Origin of the sequence: Pseudomonas sp. RSB 5.4, assembly GCF_037126175.1 — a bacterium.
GTDB lineage: Bacteria > Pseudomonadota > Gammaproteobacteria > Pseudomonadales > Pseudomonadaceae > Aquipseudomonas > Aquipseudomonas fluorescens_H.
The window spans coordinates 945,083-967,867 of the sequence record NZ_CP146986.1 but is presented as its reverse complement, the minus strand read 5'-3'; the positions used below and the strand labels follow the sequence as shown (position 1 = coordinate 967,867).

At 61.3% G+C, this 22,785-nt stretch carries 20 protein-coding genes; 7 read left to right on the top strand and 13 right to left on the bottom strand.

Annotated elements, in window-relative coordinates; translation table 11 throughout:
* Positions 1–28 precede the first annotated feature (28 nt).
* The 6 genes from pepN to V9L13_RS04200 are packed head-to-tail and all read right to left on the bottom strand — an operon-like array spanning position 29 to position 6,545.
* Entirely contained in the window at positions 29–2,686 is a 2,658-nt protein-coding gene (gene pepN, locus V9L13_RS04225; RefSeq protein WP_338801588.1) for an aminopeptidase N, read from the bottom strand.
* Between the two features lie 10 nt (positions 2,687–2,696).
* Positions 2,697–3,527 carry a DUF2797 domain-containing protein gene (locus V9L13_RS04220; protein ID WP_338801587.1) on the bottom strand — a complete coding sequence of 277 codons (831 nt, stop codon included), beginning with the start codon at positions 3,525–3,527 and terminating at the stop codon, positions 2,697–2,699.
* The gene (locus tag V9L13_RS04215) at positions 3,524–3,784 is read right to left on the bottom strand and encodes a DUF1315 family protein (RefSeq protein ID WP_003224178.1); all 261 of its coding nucleotides are present in this window, start codon (positions 3,782–3,784) and stop codon (positions 3,524–3,526) included. The genes V9L13_RS04220 and V9L13_RS04215 overlap by 4 nt, the downstream gene beginning before the upstream one ends.
* A 33-nt stretch (positions 3,785–3,817) precedes the next feature.
* Positions 3,818–4,687, bottom strand: a complete 870-nt coding sequence (locus tag V9L13_RS04210) for a rhomboid family intramembrane serine protease (RefSeq protein ID WP_338801586.1) — start codon at positions 4,685–4,687, stop codon at positions 3,818–3,820.
* The gene (locus V9L13_RS04205; RefSeq protein WP_338801585.1) at positions 4,684–5,655 is read right to left on the bottom strand and encodes a metallophosphoesterase; all 972 of its coding nucleotides are present in this window, start codon (positions 5,653–5,655) and stop codon (positions 4,684–4,686) included. Before V9L13_RS04205 ends, V9L13_RS04210 begins: the two co-directional genes overlap by 4 nt.
* Positions 5,655–6,545 (bottom strand): NAD(+) kinase, encoded by an 891-nt coding sequence (locus V9L13_RS04200; protein WP_003224174.1) that lies wholly within the window; start codon positions 6,543–6,545, stop codon positions 5,655–5,657. Before V9L13_RS04200 ends, V9L13_RS04205 begins: the two co-directional genes overlap by 1 nt.
* A 115-nt stretch (positions 6,546–6,660) precedes the next feature.
* On the opposite strand from V9L13_RS04200, the gene V9L13_RS04195 reads away from it, so the two are divergent.
* Positions 6,661–7,611: a DUF1853 family protein gene (locus V9L13_RS04195; protein WP_338801584.1), complete on the top strand. Its 951-nt coding sequence runs from the start codon at positions 6,661–6,663 to the stop codon at positions 7,609–7,611.
* A 129-nt stretch (positions 7,612–7,740) separates the two neighbouring features.
* Here the strand turns inward: V9L13_RS04195 and V9L13_RS04190 are convergent, their stop codons facing one another.
* Both V9L13_RS04190 and V9L13_RS04185 read right to left on the bottom strand, forming a co-directional pair.
* Positions 7,741–9,024, bottom strand: a complete 1,284-nt coding sequence (locus V9L13_RS04190) for an arsenic transporter (protein ID WP_338801583.1) — start codon at positions 9,022–9,024, stop codon at positions 7,741–7,743.
* Between the two features lie 160 nt (positions 9,025–9,184).
* Positions 9,185–9,742 (bottom strand): NAD(P)H-dependent oxidoreductase, encoded by a 558-nt coding sequence (locus V9L13_RS04185; protein WP_003224170.1) that lies wholly within the window; start codon positions 9,740–9,742, stop codon positions 9,185–9,187.
* 183 nt (positions 9,743–9,925) lie between these two features.
* On the opposite strand from V9L13_RS04185, the gene V9L13_RS04180 reads away from it, so the two are divergent.
* Entirely contained in the window at positions 9,926–10,162 is a 237-nt protein-coding gene (locus V9L13_RS04180; RefSeq protein WP_003224168.1) for a hypothetical protein, read from the top strand.
* Positions 10,163–10,247: 85 nt separating this feature from the next.
* Positions 10,248–11,141: a LysR substrate-binding domain-containing protein gene (locus tag V9L13_RS04175; RefSeq protein WP_338801581.1), complete on the top strand. Its 894-nt coding sequence runs from the start codon at positions 10,248–10,250 to the stop codon at positions 11,139–11,141.
* Here the strand turns inward: V9L13_RS04175 and V9L13_RS04170 are convergent.
* The 5 genes from V9L13_RS04170 to V9L13_RS04150 form a co-directional block, all read right to left on the bottom strand.
* Positions 11,107–11,721, bottom strand: a complete 615-nt coding sequence (locus tag V9L13_RS04170; protein WP_338801580.1) for a GNAT family N-acetyltransferase — start codon at positions 11,719–11,721, stop codon at positions 11,107–11,109. The two genes, V9L13_RS04175 and V9L13_RS04170, sit on opposite strands and share 35 nt — an antisense overlap.
* 14 nt (positions 11,722–11,735) lie before the next feature.
* Entirely contained in the window at positions 11,736–13,991 is a 2,256-nt protein-coding gene (locus tag V9L13_RS04165) for an Orn/Lys/Arg decarboxylase N-terminal domain-containing protein (RefSeq protein WP_003224166.1), read from the bottom strand.
* Positions 13,992–14,187: 196 nt separating this feature from the next.
* The gene (gene dnaQ / locus V9L13_RS04160) at positions 14,188–14,946 is read right to left on the bottom strand and encodes a DNA polymerase III subunit epsilon (RefSeq protein WP_007965849.1); all 759 of its coding nucleotides are present in this window, start codon (positions 14,944–14,946) and stop codon (positions 14,188–14,190) included.
* Between the two features lie 211 nt (positions 14,947–15,157).
* Positions 15,158–15,619, bottom strand: a complete 462-nt coding sequence (gene rnhA, locus V9L13_RS04155) for a ribonuclease HI (protein ID WP_003224162.1) — start codon at positions 15,617–15,619, stop codon at positions 15,158–15,160.
* A gap of 91 nt (positions 15,620–15,710) precedes the next feature.
* Complete coding sequence (locus V9L13_RS04150; protein WP_003224159.1) at positions 15,711–16,469, bottom strand: methyltransferase domain-containing protein; 759 nt, start codon at positions 16,467–16,469, stop codon at positions 15,711–15,713.
* A 66-nt stretch (positions 16,470–16,535) separates the two neighbouring features.
* On the opposite strand from V9L13_RS04150, the gene gloB reads away from it, so the two are divergent.
* The 4 genes from gloB to V9L13_RS04130 all read left to right on the top strand — a co-directional run bounded on the left by gloB (position 16,536) and on the right by V9L13_RS04130 (position 22,782).
* Positions 16,536–17,303: a hydroxyacylglutathione hydrolase gene (gene gloB / locus V9L13_RS04145; protein WP_103485056.1), complete on the top strand. Its 768-nt coding sequence runs from the start codon at positions 16,536–16,538 to the stop codon at positions 17,301–17,303.
* A gap of 99 nt (positions 17,304–17,402) precedes the next feature.
* Positions 17,403–18,869, top strand: a complete 1,467-nt coding sequence (locus V9L13_RS04140) for a LysM peptidoglycan-binding domain-containing protein (RefSeq protein ID WP_003224155.1) — start codon at positions 17,403–17,405, stop codon at positions 18,867–18,869.
* A gap of 242 nt (positions 18,870–19,111) precedes the next feature.
* Positions 19,112–20,944 (top strand): extracellular solute-binding protein, encoded by a 1,833-nt coding sequence (locus tag V9L13_RS04135; RefSeq protein WP_338801579.1) that lies wholly within the window; start codon positions 19,112–19,114, stop codon positions 20,942–20,944.
* Positions 20,941–22,782 carry an extracellular solute-binding protein gene (locus V9L13_RS04130; RefSeq protein WP_338801578.1) on the top strand — a complete coding sequence of 614 codons (1,842 nt, stop codon included), beginning with the start codon at positions 20,941–20,943 and terminating at the stop codon, positions 22,780–22,782. Before V9L13_RS04135 ends, V9L13_RS04130 begins: the two co-directional genes overlap by 4 nt.
* The last annotated feature ends 3 nt before the right edge of the window (positions 22,783–22,785 follow it).

Below are 22,785 nucleotides of genomic sequence, written 5' to 3'. Positions count from 1 at the left end.
CAAGCCCGCTCCCACATGTCGTTACGCGTTACGCCAGGCTTTTGCTCACCACTTCGTACACATCGCTCGACAACTGCCCCGAAGCCCGAATCCGCTCCAGCTCAGCCTTCATCAACGCCTGACGGCCGCTGTCGTATTTACGCCAGCGAGTCAGTGGCGCCAGTTGGCGCGAGGCGATCTGCGGGTTGAAGCCGTTCAGTTCGATCACCAGATCCGCGAGGAAGCGGTAGCCCGAACCGTCGGCGGCGTGGAAGTTGATCAGGTTCTGCCCGGCAAACGCACCGACCAGCGCACGCACCTTGTTCGGGTTCTTGATGTTGAACGCCGGGTGCTGCATCAAGGCTTTCACGCGTTCCAGACCGCCCGGCAGCGTGCTGCCGGCCTGCACGCTGAACCACTGATCCATGACCAGCGGGTTGTCCTTGAAGTGTTCGGCGAAGGTCGCCAGTGCTTTGGCCTTTTGTTCTTCGAACGGCGAGTTGACCAGCACCGCCAGCGCGGTCAGGCGCTCGGTCATGTTGTCGCTGTTTTCGAACTGTTCTTGCGTAGCGGCCAGCACTTCCGGCTTGCCGCTGAGCATCAGGTACGACAGCGCAATGTTCTGCAGCGCGCGACGGGCAAAGTGCTCGGCCTCGGCCACATACGGTGTTTGCTTCGACAGATCACGGTTGGCCTGGTAACGCAGCCACAGCGCTTCGAACAGGTTGTCCGCCAGTTGCTTGCGGGCAAACTCGCGGGCGGTGTGGATCGCCTCGACATCCGCCACTTCGCTGATTTCGGTCAGATAGGCTTCGCTCGGCAGCGAGAGCATTTCAGCGACCATGGCCTGATCCAGCGACTCGTCGGACAGCACGGTTTTCAGCGCCGAGATCAGACGCGGATCGAGCACCAGGCTCTCGCCCTTCTGCTGCTGGGCGATCAGTTCCTGCAGCACCTGCACCGACAGCTGCTGACCGGCATCCCAGCGATTGAAGCCGTCGCTGTCGTGCTGCATCAGGAACATCAACTGGTCGCGGTTGTACGGGAAGCTCAGTTTCACCGGTGCCGAGAAACCACGCAGCAACGATGGCAGCGGGTGTTCAGCGATGTCGACGAAGGTGAAGGTCTGCTCAGCCTCGGTCACCGAGATCACGCGGCTGGTGCCCTGGGCCGATGCTTCACCGGCCAGACGCAGGGCAATCTCGTTGCCTTTGCTGTCGAGCAGACCGAGTTCGACCGGGATCACGAACGGCAGTTTTTCCACCTTGTCCGGGGTTTCCGGGCAGCTCTGGCGGAAGGTCAGGCTGTAGGTTTTCGCCGCGGCGTCATACGACTCGCTGACCGCCAGACGCGGTGTGCCGGCCTGGCTGTACCAGCGCTTGAACTGGGTCAGGTCGACACCGTTGGCGTCTTCCATGGCCTTGACGAAATCGTCGCAGGTCACAGCCTGGCCGTCATGGCGTTCGAAGTAAAGGTCACTGCCCTTGCGGAAACCCTCGGCGCCCAGCAGGGTGTGGATCATGCCGACCACTTCCGAGCCTTTTTCGTACACGGTCAGGGTGTAGAAGTTGGAAATCTCGATGAAGCTGTCCGGACGCACCGCGTGAGCCATCGGACCTGCATCTTCGGCGAACTGGTGGGTACGCAGGTACGCCACGTCCTGAATGCGCTTGACCGTGGCCGAGTTCATGTCCGAGGAGAAACCGGCATCGCGGAATACGGTAAAGCCTTCCTTGAGCGACAGCTGGAACCAGTCGCGGCAGGTCACGCGGTTGCCCGACCAGTTGTGGAAGTATTCGTGGGCGACGATCGCCTCGACCCGCTGGTGCGCAGCGTCGGTGGCGGTTTCGGCGCGAGCCAGCACGGCGCTGGAGTTGAAGATGTTGAGACCCTTGTTCTCCATCGCGCCCATGTTGAAGTCGTTGACGGCGACGATCATGAAGATGTCCAGATCGTACTCGCGACCGTAGACCTCTTCGTCCCAGCGCATCGACTTCTTCAGGCTGTTCATCGCGTGCTGGCACTTGTCGATGTTTTCCGGCTCGACGTAGATGCGCAGCGCGACATTGCGCTGGGTCATGGTGGTGAAGGTGTCTTCGACGCACCACAAATCACCAGCCACCAGCGCGAACAGGTACGCCGGCTTCATGAACGGGTCTTCCCAGGTCGCCCAGTGCCGGCCATCTTCGCCAGGGCCCGAGGCAATCGGGTTGCCGTTGGACAGCAGCACCGGATAGCTGTGCTGCTCGGCGACCACCGTGGTGGTGAACTTGCTCATCACGTCCGGGCGGTCGAGGTAATAGGTGATCTTGCGGAAGCCCTCGGCCTCGCACTGGGTGCAGAACATTGTGCCGGACTTGTACAGGCCTTCCAGTGCGGTGTTGGTTTCCGGGTGGATCCTGACGCTGGTATCGACCGTGAAGCTGGCGCTGGCCGGCTGCAGGGTCAGGGTGTTTTCGGTCAGCTGATAATCGCCGGCGCTCAGTTCCTGGTCAGCCAGGGTCACCGAAAGTAGCTCCAGTTGCTGGCCGTCGAGCACCAGCGGCGGCAGGCCCGGGCCACGCTCAGGGTTGCGGCGCATCACCAGTTGCGCGTGGACCAGGCTGTGGTCCTCGAACAACTCGAAGGTCAGGTGCGTCTCGTCGATCAGGTACTCGGGGGCCTGATAGTCCTTCAGGTAAATCATCTTCGGTTGTTCGGTGCGCATGCTGGAATCCTTATTGATGCACGGCGAGCTGATAGGCCGTGTATTTGCGAATGTTGATCACGCCGGTGTCAAAAATCAGGTACTGACCCTTGATCCCCAGCAGCGTGCCTTCGGCAATCGGGTTCTTGTCCAGGTTGAAGCTGACGATTTTGGCCGGGTATTGCTCGACCGGATAGCGGATTTCGAGAGGTTCTACATCGGTAATTTTCTGAATAGCTTGTAGGCCGAATCGCTGCTGCAAGCCGTCCAGGCCTTCGGCACAGCTGTCGAACAGCTGGTCGCGCACCTGGGCCAGGTCCACCGCCGTCGCATCGCCCTTGAGCAAGGCGCGCCAGTTGGTCTTGTCGGCCACCTGACTGCGGAACAGGTCTTCGACGAAGCCCGACTGCTGGCGCGTCGATACGCGCATGATCGGCAGCGCCTGACTCGCGCCCTGATCGAGCCAGCGGGTCGGCAGTTGCGTGGCGCGAGTGATGCCGACCTTGATCCCCGACGAGTTGGCCAGATACACCACGTGATCGGTCATGCAGAACTGCTGGCCCCACACCGGGTCGCGGCAGGTGCCGGCCTCGAAGTGGCAGCGCTCCGGGCTCATGATGCAGAGGTCGCACTGCGCCAGTTTGGTCATGCACGGGTAGCAGTAACCCTGGCTGAAACTGGTTTTGGTCTTGCGCCCGCAATGGGTGCAATGAATCGCGCCCAGGTACTCCAGACGCACCGTGGTGCCGATCATGGGATTGACCGGCACCTCGACGTCATCGAGACGAAACGCGTATTGCACATTCGGCCCGTCCAGGCGCGCCGACATTTTGCTGATTGCACCGCGGCCAATCTCGATCAATGGATGGCATCCGACTTGAACAGGATGTTCGGCACTTCGATCGACTTCGACGCACATTCCTGCGGGCCCATATAACCGGTGCGCTGATCTTCAGGCAGATTCTGGATTTCCCAGGCGATCATCGCCTGCAGCGACAGCTCGCGCTGTTCGGCGGTGAGTTTGCCACCGTCGGACCACTTGCCGATTTCCACGGCCAGTTTCAGGCTCTCGTAGATGTCCGGGGTGATGTTTTTGATCATGTCGTTAAAAGAGGACATCTGGGTCTCCGTGCTCTTTATTCACTGAAAATTTTAGGCGGCCAGTTTACGGCGGTTATACAAACCGCCCAACAAACCGGTGAGGCATCCGATGAGTAACCCGCTGACGTGCGCGGCGTTGGCGATCTGGCCGAAACCAATCATCGAGACCAGCCCGGACATGCAAATCACCAGCCACACCAGCATCATCACCAGCACGCCACGCGGCAGGCGATACGCCGGGTTCGGCGCCAGCAACTGGAAAATCCAGCAGTGGCCGAGCAATCCGTAAAGCACGCCGGACAGGCCGCCGAACAGGCTCGGGCCACTCCAGGCAAACTGCGCGTAGTTCGACACCAGGCTGAACAACAACGTCAGACCGAGCAGATTGATGCTGCCCTGACGCGATTCGATGCGCCGCCCCAGCTCCCAGTACCACATGCCGTTCATGGCCAGGTGCAGGATGCCGAAGTGCAGCAGCATCGGGGTGAACAGGCGCCACCACTGCCCCGCTGCCAGACTGTCGGCCAGCGGCGTGAAGTGGATGTACTCGCCGACCACGCGGAAATCGAGGAAGGTCAGCCAGCGCAGGGTCTCCAGGTTGTCGCCCAGATAGGTCAGGCCGCCGACCAGCAGGCTCAGCAGCAGGATCAACCCGGTGGCCTTGGCGTGTTTGAGTTGTTCGGCGAAGCCCGGACGCTTGAAGGCCGGGGCCACCGGAATGTCCAGCTGTTGATCGGGGTCACCGGCCGGGAAGCGCTCGTACAGCGAGCGCACGTCCTCACTGATTTCCGCCGGCGCCCACAGCACCTGCTCGCCCGCCTCTTCACTGACCCGATGCGGCACCTGCATCCGTTGCAGCAGTTTGACGAAACCGCTCAGATCCACCGCCAACGGCAGACGCAATACCGCTACCGCACTCATTGCAGCACCTCCGGCCGCTCGACATCGACCCAGACAAATTTATGCGGATCCAGGCGTGTTTCCTGATCCAGACGATAGGCCACCAGTTTGCCGTAGAGCACCGCGCTGTAATCGAGACACGCGAGGTTCGGGCGGATCGGCGCCGGTTTGCCACTGCGCCAGTAGTGGCCGACGAACAGCAACGGCTCATCGATGCCGTAGCGCAGCAGGTTGTTTTTTTCACTGGAAGTCAGCGGCTTCTGCGCCACCGGCTCCGGCAGCGCATCCGGCTGGAAGACGATGTCACCGTAGGTTTTCGGGTCGTCTTCCCAGAACTTGGTACGGAAGAACGAACGCACCAGACCGTCGCCGCTGGTCATGGTCAAGCCATCTGGCAGGCGCATGTCGGTGCCGCGCAGCAGTCGATCAAACACCGTACAGGCGAAGCTGTCCGGAACCGCCGAGGCCTGCAGAAAATGCTCGTCGATGCAGCCATCGGGAAACAGCGCGCGCAACGGTTCGATCAGTCCGGCATCCCAGCAAGCGTGCACCACGCGGAAACGTGCGGCGTCGACAAACAGCGGCAGTTGGTAGAACCAGCGCTGGAAATCGTGCCAGTCACCGGGGTGGCCTTCGAACTGGGTCAGGGTTTCCTGCAGCAGGCGCGCATGGCGCGGCGTGTGCTCACGGACGAACTGCTTGCCACTGCCCGGAGGCGCCGGCGTGCTCCAGCCCAGGGCGTTGAATTCGTGGTTGCCCATGATGCACCGCGCCTGCCCGGCCACGACCATGTCGTGGACAATGTGCAGCGCCTCGCGAATCCGCGGGCCACGGTCGATGATGTCGCCGACGAACACGGCCATGCGCGATGGATGCCGCCAGACCCCGCCCTGCTTGTGGTAACCGAGACGGTCAAGCAAGTGTTCGAGGGTCAGGGCGCATCCGTGCACGTCACCAATCAAGTCATAACTGCGCGCGGGATCGAGCATCAGTCGCCTCCACCGCCCAACTTGCTGCCCCAGCCGAGCTTGGTCCGGCAGACTTCGTAGTAGTTGTGGTCGAGCGGGTGAATCAGCCGTAGCTTCTGCGCTTTCTTGCTCACGGTGATGGTGTCGCCCGGCGCGCAGGTGAAGTGGTTCTGCCCGTCGCAGGAGACTTGCGGGTAAATCTGCATGTTTTTCGACACGACGATTTTCAGCTCACTGTTGCCATCGACCACAATTGGCCGGCTCGACAACATATGGGGGTACATCGGCACGATCACAATGGCATCGAGCTTGGGATGCATGATCGGGCCACCGGCGGACAGCGCATACGCGGTGGAACCGGTCGGCGTGGCGACGATCAGGCCGTCGGCCTTCTGGCTGCAGACGAACTGGCCGTCGATGTACAGCTCGAACTCGATCATCCGCGTCGATTTGCCCGGGTGCAGCACCACGTCGTTCAGCGCATCGCCCTGGCCAATGGCCTCGGCATGCCGGCGAACTTCGGCTTGCAGCAGGAAACGGTTTTCCACCAAATAGTGGCCGTCGAGCACCTTGGCCACTTCGACTTCCAGTTCATCGGGGCGAATATCCGTCAGAAAACCGAGGCTGCCACGGTTGATCCCCAGCACCGGAATATTGTGCTTGGCCAACGCGCGAGCGGCACCGAGCAGGCTGCCGTCACCGCCAACGACGATGACCATGTCGCAGACTTCGCCGAGCATCTTGCGTGACGAGGTCTGCAGACCGTGGCCCGGCAGGACTTCGGCGATGGTGTCTTCGAGAATCACATGCAGGTGACGATCGAGCAGAAAGCGTTTCAGTCGGCGGACGGTATCCAGCACCTGGGAACTGCCCAGGCGACCGATGATGCCGATATTACGAAATTGCTCCATGGGACCTCTGCGGACAATCGAAAACGCGAAAAGCACGATTATGGGCGAAAGCCCGCCATAGACAAAATCCTTTCAGCCACAAGGGTGCGCTCGTGTTTAAGGCTATGCTCGCAAGATGATCCTGTTTCCCGACTTGCTCCAGTTGCCACACCAATTACGCCATCCGGAAGTGCGTGACCTGGCGTGGGTGATTCTCGCCCCGCCAATGTTGGCCGCGACGCCGTGGCCGCAGCGCCATCCGCTGGCCGGCAGCGATTGGGTGAGCGATCCCGCGCGTCTGGAGCACTGGCTGCGGCAACTGGATCGCGACAGTTATGGCTTGCTGCACTGGCTGGCGCAGGCGCGCACGCGGCGGCTGGGCCTGTATTACGAACGGTTGTGGCAGTTTGCCGTGGAGCATGCGCCGGGCATCGAGCTGATTGCCGCCAACCTGCCAATCCGCCGCGAAGGCCACACCCTCGGCGAGCTGGACATGCTGCTGCGCGACCGCGACGGCGTGCATCACCTGGAACTGGCGATCAAGCTCTACCTCGGCCCGCAGGAAGGCGACGGCCACGACCCGGCGCAGTGGCTGGGGCCGGGCTGTCACGATCGGCTCGACCGCAAACTGGCGCATCTGGCCGAACATCAACTGCCGATCTCGGCGCGCCCGGAAAGCCGCGAGGCGCTGGCCAAGCTGGATATCGAGGTGTTCAGTGCGCAGCTGTGGCTGGGCGGATACCTGCTGTACCCGTGGCCCGGTCAGGCCGAACCGCCCAGAGGCGCGCATCCGCAGCACCTGCGTGGCAGTTGGCTGCATCAGAAGGACTGGCCAGCGTTTGTCGCTCAACGCCCGGCCGGCCGCTGGCAACCCCTGCCCCGCCATGCCTGGCTGGCGCCGGCGCATTACCCGGCGGATCAGACCTGGAGCGCTGAACACCTGCAGATGTGGCTGGATGACCTGGAACCGATGGCCCCGGCGCAACTGCTGGTGCGCCTGACCGAGAACGCACAGGGCGAATGGGAAGAGGCGGAGCGGTTGTTTCTGGTGGCGGATCTTTGGCCGAATGTGCCGGGCCAGGCCTGAAAATTTCAATGCCTGACCCGGCCGCTTCGCGAGCGGGCTCGCTCCCACATTTGGACTGCATTTCAAATGTAGGGAGAGGCGCCACACTCCCTGTGGGAGCGAGCCTGCTCGCGAATGGGCCGACTCGGTCTAAAGGGATAGCCGCAGCGCCAAAGCCGCCAAGGTAACCAACAACACCGGCACCGTCAGCACAATCCCGACCTTGAAGTAATATCCCCAACCAATCCGGATATCCTTGCGCGCCAGCACATGCAGCCACAACAAGGTCGCCAGACTGCCGATCGGGGTGATTTTCGGCCCCAGGTCGCTGCCGATCACGTTGGCATAGATCATCGCTTCCTTGACCACACCGCTGGCCTGACTCGCATCGATCGACAACAAGCCGATCAGCACCGTCGGCAAGTTGTTCATGATCGACGACAGCAACGCCGTCAGCACCCCGGTGCCCAGCGCCGCGCCCCACACGCCGTACCCGGCGAACACATCCAGCCAGCCAGCCAGATACCCGGTGAGTCCGGCATTGCGCAGGCCATACACCACCAGATACATGCCGAGGGAGAAAATCACGATCTGCCACGGTGCTTCTTTCAGTACCTTGCGCGTGGAAATCTTGTGGCCTCGCGCGGCGATCCCCAGCAGCAGCGCCGCGCAGACCGCCGAGATCGCGCTGATCGAGATGCCCAGCTGTTCGAGGAAGAAGCAGCCGATCAACAGAATCACCAGCACCATCCAACCGGCGTAGAACGTGGCTTTGTCGTGGATCGCCGTGTGCGGCAGGTCAAGCTGTTCGGGGTCGTAGGCCTTGGGAATGTCGCTGCGGAAAAACCACATCAGCACGCCCAGCGTTGCGGCCACGCTGACGAAGTTGACCGGCACCATCACTGCCGCATAACGGTTGAAGCCAATGTGAAAGAAGTCCGCCGAAACGATGTTGACCAGGTTCGACACCACCAGCGGCAGGCTCGCGGTGTCGGCGATAAAACCAGCGCCCATGACGAACGCGAGGGTCGCCGCCGGGGAAAAGCGCAGCGCCAGCAGCATCGAAATCACGATAGGCGTGAGGATCAGCGCCGCGCCGTCATTGGCAAACAGCGCCGATACCAGCGCGCCGAGCAGCACCATGTAGGCAAACAGCTTGCGCCCACTGCCCCGCCCCCAGCGCGCCACGTGCAGCGCGGCCCAGGCGAAGAACCCGGCTTCGTCGAGCAACAGGCTGATGATGATCAGCGCGACGAAGGTGCCGGTGGCGTTCCAGATGATCTGCCAAACGAGCGGAATGTCGCTCAGGTGCACGACGCCGAAGATCAGGGCCAGCACCGCGCCGAGCGTCGCGCTCCAGCCGACCCCGAGGCCTTTGGGTTGCCAGATGACAAGGGTAATGGTCAGCAGGAAGATCAGTGACGCAGCAAGCATTCACGACAGCCTTCAATTATTCAATGAGTGGAGATCCAAATGTGGGAGCGGGCTTGCTCGCGAAGGCGGCGTGTCAGATGACAACTTTGTGTCTGACACGCCGCCTTCGCGAGCAAGCCCGCTCCCACAGGATCTCTGGTTTGTCGCAGCTCTGACCAGATTATTTTTTGTGTTGTTCCACAAATTCCCCATACGCATTGATGAAATTCTGCAGGAACGGCTTGACCGACTCGCTCAGCTTGCCCGCCTCGTCAAACGCCGAACCCGCGCCACCCAGATACGCCTCCGGCTGCTGCATGCATGGCACATTGAGAAACACGAAGGACTGGCGCAAATGCTGGTTGGCGCCAAAACCGCCAATCGCCCCCGGCGACACGCTGATCACCGCACCCGGCTTGCCGCCCCAGACGCTTTTGCCATAAGGCCGTGAGCCCACGTCAATCGCATTCTTCAAAGGTGCCGGCACCGAGCGGTTATATTCCGGGGTGACAAACAGCACCGCGTCGGAAGAGCCGACTTCCTGGCGAAAAGTGCTGTAGGCTGCCGGCGGTGAATCGCCGTCGATGTCTTCGTTATAAAGTGGCAGATCGCCTATTTCGACAATCTTCAGTTTGAGGTTCGCCGGTGCCAGCTCGGCCAGCGCCAGTGCGACTTTGCGGTTGATCGATGCTTTGCGCAGGCTGCCGACGACTACAGCGACGTTGTAGACATTGCTCATGGAAGACTCTCGACTGTCGGAGGGAAGAGCCAGTAGTTATAGATGATCCGAAGCCGATTCCACCAGTGAGCGAAGGAAATTCCTCCGCGCTGATTATTTTTTTCCTGTAGGAAAACTTACAGGGCTTGATGACGGTCTACCAAGCCGCAAATCAAGTGTTTTATCTCCAGAGGTTCTAAGCAGATGGCAGCAGTACTCGTCGGTCAGTTCCATGCAAGAGATGCGGAAGGCCGCGTTTATTCCGTGCATGAGTTCCAGGAATCCACCCCGTCGGCAGACGGTCTCACCGGCATGGAGCCAGTCACCACCTACAAACTGGCCATTGGCGATCGCGTCAAAAAGCTCAGTGACAGCGAGTTTTTGCTGGTTCAGTCGGACATCACGCTGATCCGCGAACCTGAGACAACCGCCGCTCAATAACCGCGCGTTATGAGCAGAAGTCATATGCGCAGACTTGGGGTAGGATTCAGCCACTGACCCCACCTGCTGAACATGGACTTCACGCATGCGTTTACGTCATATCGAAGTGATTCAGGCGCTCTTGCAGACCGGTCACCTGGGCACCGCCGCCGAATGGCTGCAACTGCCGGTGGCCGATGTCGAAGAGCGATTGCGCGAAGCCGAGAGTCAGTTGGGGTTCATGCTGTTCGCCAGCGTCCGTGGCCGCCTGCAGTCGACGCCTGAAGCGCGGGCGTTGCAGGTGGAAATCGCTCACGTCTATCAAGCGCTGGAACCGGTGCAACGGCTGGCCAGCAGCCTCAAGCAATACCTCGCCCCACCCCTGCGCATCATCGGCACCCCGCCGCTGGCGCAACAGTTGTTGCCGCAAAGCATCGCGCTGCTGCGCCGGCGTTTGCCCGATGCCCCCTGCCGTTTGCTCAGTTCGCCCACGTGCGACATCGTCCGCAGTCTGCTGCTGCGTGAAAGCGATCTGGGCCTGAGCCTGCACGACCCGGAACATCCCGACATACGTGCGCAGCCGGTGGCCCACGGCAAGCTGCAACTGCTCGCGCCCCACGGCTGGCTGCAACCGAAGCAGAAATACATTTCCCTGCAGGATCTCGCCGGTCAGGCGATGGTCGGCCTCGAAGGCCACGACCCGTTGAGCCCGGCGCTGGAGAACAAACTCCAGGCCCTGCGCCCGGCGCCGAGCATCCAGACTCGAGTGCAAACCCATCAGATGATGCGCAGCATGGTCGAGGCCGGCGAAGGCCTGGCCATTGTCGACCCGTTCACCGCCCTCGGCGCACGGGCGGGCGGACTGGATGTCTGCCCGCTGTCACCGGCGGTGCCGATCAGCCTGTATGCCCTGACCTACCGACACAGCGCCACGCCGTCAGCGATTCAGACGCTGCTGGCGATCGTCACGGAACAAGCCGAGGCGATGCTGGCGAGCTGAGCGGGTTTTCCAACGGGTCATCGAACAGTCGATACCAGAACAGCGCGATTTCCGCAGTGTTCGGGTCTATCCCGCGATAACGCAAATGGTCGATACCGCCAATCTCGTAGCCACAACGCTCATACAAGCGACAGGCGCCGAGGTTGTTGTTCTGCGTCTCGAGCATGATCCCCGGCAGTTTTTTCTTGCGGCTCCAGAACTGCGCGACATCCAGCAGCGCCTTGGCCACACCATGCCGGCGGGCCGGGGCGTGTACCGCCAGCTCATCGATATGGGCGAAGCCGTTCCAGTTGGTGCTGATCACCAGATGGCCGACCGGCTCGTCATCCAGATACGCCATGAAGATCGCGCTGTCGGCGGCATCGCGATAGCTGCTGAACTCTTCGGGATCGATGCCGTAGCACTTGCGGTATGGCACGATCGGCGTCACCGCCCAGCGCTCGACCGGTTGGCCAATAACTGCCGCGCCGTACGCGGCGACTTCGAAACTGAAGTCGCTGCCCCAGATGTACGCCGCGAAACCATCGTCGGCGACACGCACCGACAGCCCTGGGTATTTCGGATTCATGACCGGTTGCATACTCGGAAAAGTCCTCATTCCTTGACGCAATCGACGGTGTACTGCCGCCCATTGCCCTCGTCTTCATGTTGCAGTCCATGCACATCAGCGACAAAACCGGGGAAGCTGCTATCGAACGTGCGGGCAAACTTCAGGTAGTCGATGATCGAGCGGGTCGCCTCGGTAAAGCGTTCGCCCGGCATGATCAACGGAATACCCGGTGGATACGGCACCAGCATCACCGCCGCAATCCGCCCTTCCAGCTCATCGATCGGCACCGCCTCGACTTCGCCGCGCACCAGATGATCGTAGGCGTGGGCCGGTTTCATGGCGATTTCCGGCAGTACCGTGTACATGCGTTTCAGATGCTTGGCGGTGGCGTTGCTGCGGTAACAGGCGTGCAGTTGATCGCACAGGTCACGCAGGCCCATGCCGCGATAGCGCGCGGTGTCTTGCTGCGCCACGCAAGGCAGGCAAGTGGCCAGACTGACGTTGGCGTCGTAACTGCGCTTGAACTCCAGCAACTCGGTGAGCAGCGTGCTCCATTTGCCCTTGGTGATGCCCATCGAGAACAGCACCAGAAACGAGTACAGCCCGGTCTTCTCCACCACCAACCCGCGCTCCCAAAGGAACTTGCTGACCACCGCCGCCGGGATGCCCTTCTCGCTCAGCGCACCGCCGGCGTTCAGGCCGGGCATCACCAGGGTCACTTTGATCGGGTCGAGCAGCACATAGTCGTCGCTGACTTCACCAAAGCCATGCCAGTCGGCATCCGGCTGTAATAGCCAGTCTTCGGTCTGCACCCGGTCGATACCTTCGACGCCCGGCGGCTGCCAGATCGAGAACCACCAGTCATCCGCCGCGATGTGCTGGCGCAGATTGGCCAGCGCCCGGCGAAAACTCAGGGCTTCATCGAAGGTTTCCTGCAACAGCGAGCGCCCGGCCGGGCCCTCCATCATCGCCGAAGCGACATCCAGCGAAGCGATGATGCTGTACTGCGGCGAGGTCGAGATGTGCATCATGAACGCTTCGTTGAAACGGTCACGGTCCAGTTGCCGCGCACCGCCGTCCTGCACATGAATCATCGAGGCCTGGCTGAACGCGGCGAGCAGTTTGTGCGTGGAATGGGTGGTGAACACCAGCGGGCTGTCTTCTGTGCGCGAGGTGGCCATGCCATAACGCCCGGCGAAGAACTCGTGAAACGCCGCGTAGGCGTACCAAGCCTCATCGAAATGCAGGACTTCCACGCTGTTGCCCAGGCTCTGTTTGATCAGCTCGGCGTTGTAGCACAAGCCGTCGTAGGTCGAGTTGGTCACCACCGCCAGTTTGACTTTCGGCGCACGGCCCTTGGTCAACGGGCTGGCGTCGATTTTGGCCTGGATCGATTCGCGGCTGAATTCGCTCAGCGGAATCGGGCCGATGATCCCCAGCTCATTGCGCTCCGGGCACAGGTACAACGGGATCGCGCCGGTCATGATGATCGCGTGCAGCACTGACTTGTGGCAGTTGCGATCCACCAGCACCAGATCATCGCGACCGACCATCGAATGCCAGACGATCTTGTTGGCGGTCGAGGTGCCATTGATCACGAAAAACGTGTGATCGGCACCGAAGTTGCGCGCCGCACGCTCTTCCGCTTCAGCGAGCGGGCCGGTGTGATCGAGCAGCGAACCGAGCTCCGGCACCGATACCGACAAGTCCGAACGCAGGGTGTTTTCACCAAAGAACTGATGAAACGCCTGCCCCACCGGGCTCTTGTGATAGGCCACGCCGCCGCCATGACCGGGGGTGTGCCAGGAATAGTTGGAATCGGCGGTGTGCTGCACCAGTGCCTTGAAGAACGGCGGCAGCAGACCATCCAGATATTTGCGCGCCGCCCGCGCCACTTGCCGGGCGAGAAACGGCACGGTGTCTTCGAACAGATAAAGAATGCCGCGCAGCTGATTGAGCTCGGCCATGGCATCGGCCGGGGCGTTTTCCAGAGTCACCTGTTCGCCCAGAGCAAAGATCGGCAGATCCGGCGCCCGCACCCGGGCCAGACCGATCAGTTCGGCCATGTTTTGTAAGAGATGGGAATGGGTGCTGGCGTCTTCGGCTGCGATCAGCATGCACGCCAGACCATGATGGGTCGACGCCACCAACCGCCCTTCGGTGTAGTCGATGGCCGAAACGATATTGAAACCTTCCTGCTCCAACTCCCGGGCGATGCCACGGATACGGTCACCGGCGACCGTGTCGGCCTTGATGTCGCGGTGGACGATCAACACCGGAAACTTCAAATCTTTGTACATGAGGCTCAGTGTCCCGAGGCGGCAGATCAAAGTCTGCCAATGCACTCAGGGTAGAGGGTTGCAGCGAAAGTGGCGAGGGTGGCCAGTTGGCTTCACTCAGCCAAAAGCAAAAGATCGCAGCCTGCGGCAGCTCCTACAAAGAAATGCGATCCCCTGTAGGAGCTGCCGAAGGCTGCGATCTTTTGATCTTTGATCTTTAGGCCTGAGCATCAGCCTCGGCGATCTGCGTCCACAACGCCGGGCCACCCGCAGATTTGGCGATGATTTCGAGTCGCGCCATATGCGCCGCCAGTTCTTCTTCCGTCGCCCGAATGATCCGCGCAGGCTGACGATCCGCCGGCAGACGACGGATTTCGGTGGCGGAGTTGTCCGCGCCCTCGCCCGTGCCATTGCCGTCGGAAGCGTTGCCGGCCAGCGACAGGCTGGTCTGGCCACCGGTCATGGTCAGGTAGACGTCGGCGAGAATCTCCGAGTCGAGCAAGGCGCCGTGCAGTTCACGGCCGGAGTTGTCGACGCCATAACGCTTGCACAACGCGTCAAGGCTGTTGCGCTGCCCCGGGTGACGTTCCCGGGCCATCATCAGGGTGTCGAGGATGGTGCAATGCTGGGTGATGTCAGCGCGATCGTGCTGCCCCATCAAGGCGAATTCGTTGTTGATGAAGCCAACGTCGAACGCCGCGTTATGGATGATCAGCTGCGCGCCGTTGATGAACTCGAAGAACTCGTCGGCGACTTCGGCGAAACGTGGCTTGCCGACGAGGAATTCGTTGGTGATGCCGTGGACGCCGATCGCGCCCTCGTCACTCTCGCGATCCGGTTGCAGGTAGACGTGAAAGTGCCGGCCCGTCAGGCGCCGACCGATCAGTTCGACACAGCCGATTTCAATGATCCGGTGACCATCGGTCACCGGCATGCCGGTGGTTTCGGTATCGAGTACAACGGATCTGGTGGCCATCAGTGTTCAATTCTCAACGGGGTCAATCGTGCAAAAGCGGCGATATTAACACGCTCGGTGGGGGTGTTTCAGTCAGACCGTGTCGCGCCCATTCGCGAGCAAGCCCGCTCCCACACAGGATCTGCGGTGGTCACAATGTTGATGTAAGCAGGAGATCCAGTGTGGGAGCGGGCTTGCTCGCGAAGGCCACGACTCGGTGCAGCGGAGGGAATCAGCTCTGCTTGTACCCGCGAACTTCATCCACCCCACGGTTGGCCAACTGGTCAGCCCGTTCGTTACCGTGGTGACCAATGTGCCCGCGCACCCACTTCCAGGTGACCTTGTGCCGGTTGACCTGCTCATCCAGCTCTTTCCACAGGTCGGCGTTTTTCACCGGCTCTTTCGCCGCTGTCTTCCAGCCGCGTTTTTTCCAGTTGGCCATCCACTCGTTGATGCCCTTCATCACGTATTGCGAGTCGGTCACCAGCAGCACTTCGCACGGCCGCTTCAAGGCTTCGAGGCCACGGATGGCGCCGAGCAGTTCCATGCGGTTGTTGGTGGTGTTGGCTTCGCCGCCCCACAGTTCCTTTTCGACGCCCTTGCACACCAGCAAGGCGCCCCAGCCGCCCGGGCCGGGGTTGCCCTTGCAGGCACCGTCGGTGAACAGTTCTACGCTATCGACGCTTTCGCTCATGCCACTCTATCCAGAAAAATGCCTGGCCCCGTCAATCGCGGATCGACGATGGCCGCGGCCGGAGCACGTCCGGCCACTATAAAAAGAAGGTTTACGGTTCGATACGACGGCGGTTGACCTTGGCCATCGGCAGCGGAATCAGCTTGCCCATCGGCTCGCGGCGCTCCTGACGCACCGGACGCAGGCCAACCACGATCTTGCGCGCGACCAATAAATAGAAGCCACCGCCCGACAGTTGCCAGTCGCCGGCCTTGCGTTCCCAGCCGGCCAGTCGGGCCTGCCACTTGGGCGACGCGAGCGGCGGACGATAGCACCCGAAGCGGCGTTTCTCCAGCGCAAAGCCCAGCAGATTGAGCCAGTCGGCCACCCGCGATGGCGAGATGCAGCGTGCCTGACGCAACGCATCGTGGGCGAATACATGGCGCAAGCCCCAGGTGCTCCAGGGGTTGATGCCGATGATCAGCAGATGCCCGCCGGGGCGCACGCTGCTTGCCGCTTCGCGCAGCAAACCGTGGGGCGACAGACAGAAATCCAGACCGTGCTGCAACACCACCACGTCGGCAGCGTGCTCACTCAATGGCCAGGCCTGTTCCTCGCAGACGATCTCGACCCCCGGCAATGGCGCGCCGAGCCGCACGTTGCGCTGCACCTGCGGCGCCGACGGCGGAGTCTGGGCCGACGGCCCGTAATGCACCAGGTAGCCGCCGAAGAACCGCCCCAACTCGTCCTCGAGCATGCGCCGTTCTTCATCCAGCAGAAATTGCCCGAGCGGGCCGGCCAGCCATTCTCGGGCCGCGCCGATCAACGCCAGCCAGTCGGGATCGGCCTGAGCGAACGCTTTATCGGTCATGTCATTCTCCAACGCCGCTAGAAGCTCTAAGATGCGCCAATGTTTTCCGCTTGGCGAATTCCGACGATGATACAGATCAGTGCCCTGCCCGCGTTCACCGACAACTACATCTGGTTGTTACAGGATCACCGCACCCAGCGCTGCGCCGTGGTCGACCCGGGCGATGCCGCACCGGTGCAGGCCTGGCTGGCCGCGCACCCGGGCTGGGTGTTGAGCGACATTCTGATCACCCATCACCATCACGATCACGTCGGCGGCGTCGAACGCCTGAAAGCGGCGAGCGGCGCCAAAGTCTACGGCCCGGCCAGCGAAAACATCCCGGGGCGCGACGTGGCGCTCAAGGACAACGACAAGGTCAGCGTCCTCGGCTGGGACTTCGATGTCTATGCGGTGCCCGGTCACACCCTCGGCCACATCGCCTATTACCACCATGGCCTGCTGTTTTGCGGCGACACCCTGTTCGCCGCCGGTTGCGGACGCCTGTTCGAAGGTACGCCAGAACAGATGCACCACTCGCTCAGCCGCCTCGCCAGCTTGCCCGAGGATACGCTGGTGTATTGCACCCATGAATACACCCTGAGCAATCTGAAATTTGCCGCGGCCGTCGAACCGAGTAACCCGGACATTGCCGCCCGTCTGGAAAAAGTCACCCAACAACGGGAAAAAGGCGTGATGACCCTGCCCTCGACCCTGGCCCTGGAAAAGCTCACCAATCCGTTTTTGCGTACCACTGAAACATTAGTTACACAAAAAGTGGACGAACGGGCAGGCGCTCAAAACCGGGCGCCGAGTGAGGTTTTTGCGGCTCTGCGGGCGTGGAAAGATACGTTCTAAGTGACTCACCACTTGGTACAAAAATTCTGAATGGTTGACCGCAGGGGGTGCGCTTTCTAGAATCGCCCGACATTTTTGCCCGGAACTTACTTCCAGCCAATGTCGTCATCCATACGTAAGTCCGTCAATTCAGACACGTTGACCCGCCTGGCTCAAGCCATCGCGGTCGCTGTGTCCGCCACGTTGGCGGGCTGCTCCAGCCATGCTCCGCAGTCCGAGGCGAGCCATACGCCGAACATTGCTGCGCGAGCCAAGCAGAAGCCGATCTGGCTGAGCGAAAAGCCAAGTCCGCAGGTGCCTCAGGACATCTGGGAGCGCATGCGCGGTGGTTTCCAGCTGCAGGACGGCCTGGGCGTCAACCCGCGCATCGAGCAGCAGCGCCTGTGGTTTGCCAGTAACCCGTCCTTTCTGGAAAACGCCGGCGAACGCGGCAGTCTCTACATTCATTACATCGTCGAGCGTCTCGAAGAGCGCAACATGCCGCTGGAACTGGCCCTGCTGCCAGTGATCGAGAGCGCCTACAACCCGATGGCCTACTCCCGGGCCGATGCTTCGGGCCTGTGGCAATTCATTCCGTCCACCGGCCGCTACTACAACCTGCGCCAGACCCGCTTTTATGATGGCCGTCGCGATATCACTGCCTCGACCACGGCAGCGATGGACTACCTGACCCGCCTGCATGACATGTTCAACGGTGACTGGCTGCTGGCCCTGGCCGCCTATAACGCCGGTGAAGGCACCGTCAGCCGCGCCATCGAGCGTAACGAAAAGCTCGGTCTGCCAACCGACTACTGGAACCTGTCGTCGCTGCCGGCAGAAACCCAGGCCTACGTGCCCAAACTGCTGGCCTTGTCGCAAGTGGTACTGGCCCCGGAAGCGTACGGGGTGAATCTCAACCCGATCGCCAACGAACCGTATTTCCAGGTCGTCGAAATCAACCAGCGCATGGACCTGTCCAAGGTCGCCGCGGTGGCCAACATCGACGAAGACGAACTGTTCCAGCTCAACCCGGCATTCAAGCAGCGCACCACCATCGATGGTCCCCAGCACCTGCTGGTGCCGACCTCCAAGGCGCAACTGCTGACCGCCAGCCTGCAGACCATGCGACCTGAAGAACTGATCAGCCCGCGCTCGCTGAAACCGGTGTTCGACGGGGCCGACCCAAGTGAAGTGGCGAAGCTCAAGCGCGCCTATCGGGTCAAGCGCGGTGACAACCTCGGTTCCATTGCCAAGGCCAACAAGGTCGAAGTCAAGGATCTGCAACGCTGGAACAAGTTGTCCGGCAAGAACCTCAAGGTCGGCCAGACCCTGGTGATGCAAGACACCACCAAGCGCGCCCCGGCTCGCAACAGTGGCCGGGTCAATACCGTGATCGCGGCCAACAGCAAGACCAAAGGCAAGGCTGACAGCCAGCAGCAGACCCAATACAAGGTCAAGCGTGGCGACACCTTGTATGTGGTGGCCAAGCGTTTCAACGTCGAGATGCAGCATCTCAAGCGCTGGAACCCGGGTGCCGGCAAGGCCCTCAAGCCTGGGCAGATGCTCACGGTTTACCAGCCGCATTGACAGAAGAGCCCCTGAATTTCAGGGGCTTTTTTGCTTTTGTGGGAGCGAGCTTGCTCGCGAATGCGGCGTATCAGTGACCTTCATATGCGGCTGACAGGCCGCATTCGCGAGCAAGCCCGCTCCCACCAAAAGCAAACGCAATCGAAGGCGATTAAGCCCGCATTAACCCGCATCTTTTTCCTGTCCAGACAAGCTGTTACTGTACGGCCACAAAAGCCCAAGCCGCCTGGATCGGATCTGACTTGAAGCGTCCCCTCCTCCTGCTCCTGATCAGCCTGGCCTTGAGCTCACCCGCAAGCGCGACGATTACCGAGAGTCACGGTTATGCGCAGTTCGGCACGCTCAAGTACCCGGCCAGATTTACCCACTTCGACTGGGTCAACCCGCAAGCGCCCAAGGGCGGTACGTTGCGGGTGATGGCGTTCGGCACCTTCGATACGGTCAATCCGTACACCTTCAAGGGCACCAGCCCGGTGACCACGCCGAATTTCCTGCAGTACGGCATCAATGAGCTGAACGAACCGCTGATGATCGGCACCGGCCAGTATTCGCCGTCCGGTGACGAACCGGCGTCCAGTTATGGCTTGATCGCGCAATCGGTGGAGTACAGCGAAGATCGCAGCTGGGTGGTGTTCAATCTGCGCCCGGAAGCACGTTTTCACGATGGCACACCGATCACCGCGTACGACGTGGCGTTCTCCTATCGCTTGCTGCTCAAGGAAGGTCATCCGCTGTACCGCACCGCTTTGCAGGAAGTCTCACGCGTGGACATCCTCAACCCGCAGCGCATCCGCTTCGTGATGAAGCGCGCCGGCAATCCGCTGCTGATCCTGCGCCTCGGTGAGTTGCCAGTGCTGCCGCAGCATTACTGGAAGGATCGCGACTTCAAGGCCACTACCTTCGAGCCACCACTGGGCAGCGGCCCGTACCGCATCACCTCGGTGACGCCGGGGCGGCAGCTGATTTTCGAGCGGGTCAAGGATTACTGGGGCAAGGATCTGCCGGTCAATCGCGGCAAGTACAACTTCGATCGCGTGGAAGTCGAGTTCTACCGCGACAGCGACGTGGCGTTCGAAGCGTTCAAGGCCGGCGAATTCGACATCTACATCGAGCATCAGGCGAAGAACTGGGCCAACGGCTACAACTTCCCGGCGGTGCGCCGTGGCGAGGTGATCAAGGCGCAGATCCCGCACCAGATCCCGACGCAGAGCCAGGGGCTGTTCATGAACACCCGGCGTCCGACCTTTGCCGACGTCAAAGTCCGCGAAGCCATGGGCCTGATGTTCGACTTCGAGTGGACCAACCGGGCACTCTTCAGCGACGCCTACCAACGCTCCACCAGCTACTACCCCAACAGCGAATTCAGCGCCAGCGGCCTGCCGATCGGCCATGAATGGCTGATGCTCAAGCCGTACAAGGATCAATTGCCGGCGAAGCTGCTCACTGAACCGTTCAGCCTGCCGCAGACCGATGGCCGCGGCATCCCCCGGGAAACCATGCGCAAAGCCCTGGCGCTGCTCGCCGAGGCCGGCTGGAAACTCAATGGCCAGCGTCTGCAAAACGCCAAGGGCCAGCCACTGAGCTTCGAACTGCTGCTGGTCAACCCGAATCTTGAACGGATCCTCCAGCCGTACATCGAGAACCTCAACAGCATCGGTATCGACGCGCGCCTGCGCACAGTGGATCGCGCGCAGTACAAACAGCGTCTGGACCAGTTCGATTTCGACATGATCCTGATGACGCTCAACCAGACTCTCAGCCCGGGCCTGGAGCAATGGCAGTATTTCCATTCCAGTCAGGTCGGGGTCAAGGGCAGCAAGAATTACGCGGGCATCGCCAACCCGGTGGTCGATCACCTGCTCGAACAGTTGCTCGCCGCGCAAACCCGCGACGAACAAGTTGCCGCCGGCAAGGCGCTGGACCGCGTGCTGTTGTGGCAGCACTACAGCATTCCCAACTGGTACCTCAATTATCACCGACTGGCCTACCGCAACCGGTTGGCCTTCGTCACCACGCCGCCCTACACCCTGGGTCTGAACACGTGGTGGCTGAAATCTTCGGAGAAAGCTCAATGAACGCCATCCGCGCCCTGCTTGTGCAGGCCAGCGGTCTGCTGTTCGCCGGGCTGGCCTGCGCCGCCCCGCAACACGCCGTGACCCTGTACAACGAGCCGCCGAAGTACCCGGCCGACTTCAAGAACTTCGACTACGTGAACCCCGACGCGCCCAAGGGCGGGATCTTCCGCCAGGCCGGATTCGGCGGCTTCGACAGCCTCAACCCGTTCATCAGCAAAGGCGTGCCGGCCGATGACGTCGGGCAGATCTACGACACCCTGACCAAGCACAGCCTCGACGAACCGTTCACCGAATACGGCCTGATTGCCGCCAAAATCGAAAAAGCCCCGGACAACAGTTGGGTGCGTTTCTACCTGCGCCCGGAAGCCCGCTTCAACGACGGCCACCCGGTGCGCGCCGAAGACGTGGTGTTCAGCTTCCAGACCCTGACCAAGGACGGCTCGCCGCTGTTTCGTGGCTACTACAGCGATGTCGACGAAGCCATCGCCGAAGACCCGCTCAAGGTGCTGTTCAAGTTCAAGCACAACAACAATCGCGAGTTACCGCTGATCCTCGGTCAGCTCCCGGTGCTGCCGAAACACTGGTGGGCCAATCGCGATTTCACCAAGGGCAACCTGGAGATTCCGCTGGGCAGCGGGCCGTACAAGGTCGCCGAAGTGAAGGCCGGGCGCTCGGTGCGCTATGAACGGGTCAAGGACTACTGGGGCAAGGACCTGCCGGTCAATCGCGGGTTCTACAACTTCGACGTGATGACCACCGATTACTACCGCGACAACACCGTCGCCGTCGAAGCGTTGAAGGCCGGCCAGTTCGATTACTGGCTGGAAATGACCGCGAAAAACTGGGCCAACGCTTACAACATCCCGGCGGTCACCGAAGGTCGCTTGATCAAGGAACAGATCGCCAACAGCAACCCGACCGGCATGCAGGGCTTCGTTTACAACCTGCGCCGTCCGGTGTTTCAGGATGTGCGGGTGCGTCAGGCGCTCGGCCTGCTGTTTGATTTCGAATGGACCAATAAACAGCTGTTCAACGGTGCCTATTTCCGCACCCGCAGTTATTTCGAGAACTCGGAAATGGCCGCCACCGGCCTGCCCGACGCCGAGCAACGGGCGATCCTCGAACCGTTTCGCAGCAAGCTCCCGGCCCAGGTGTTCAGCGAAGCTTTCGAAAACCCCAAGACCGACGCCAGCGGCATGATCCGCGCCCAGCAGCGCGAGGCCTATCAGCTGTTGCAAGAGGCGGGCTGGAAGATCGTCGACGACAAAATGGTCGACGCCACCGGCAAACCGGTGGTCATCGAATTCCTCCTCGCGCAGACCGAATTCGAACGCGTGCTGCTGCCGTTCAAGCGCAACCTGGCCGACCTCGGCATCGATCTGGTGATCCGCCGCGTCGATGTTTCGCAGTACATCAACCGTGTGCGCTCGCGGGACTTCGACATGATCGTCGGCAGCTTCCCGCAGTCCAACTCGCCGGGTAACGAGCAACGCGAATTCTGGATGAGCGCCGCCGCCGACAAACCGAGCAGCCGCAATACCATGGGCCTGAAGGACCCGATCGTCGATCACCTGGTGGAAAACCTGATCAACGCCGACTCGCGCAGCAGCCTCGTGGCTCACGCCCGGGCGCTGGATCGGGTGCTGCAATGGGGCTATTACGTGATCCCCAACTGGCACATCAAGACTTGGCGCGTGGCCTACTGGAATCACATCGGCCACCCGAAAGTCTCGCCCAAATACGACATCGGGATTAACACCTGGTGGGTCAAGCCTGACGCGAAACCCGCCATAGAAGTCGAAACCAAACTGCAAGCCGACCCTGCGGGCACGGAGTAATCA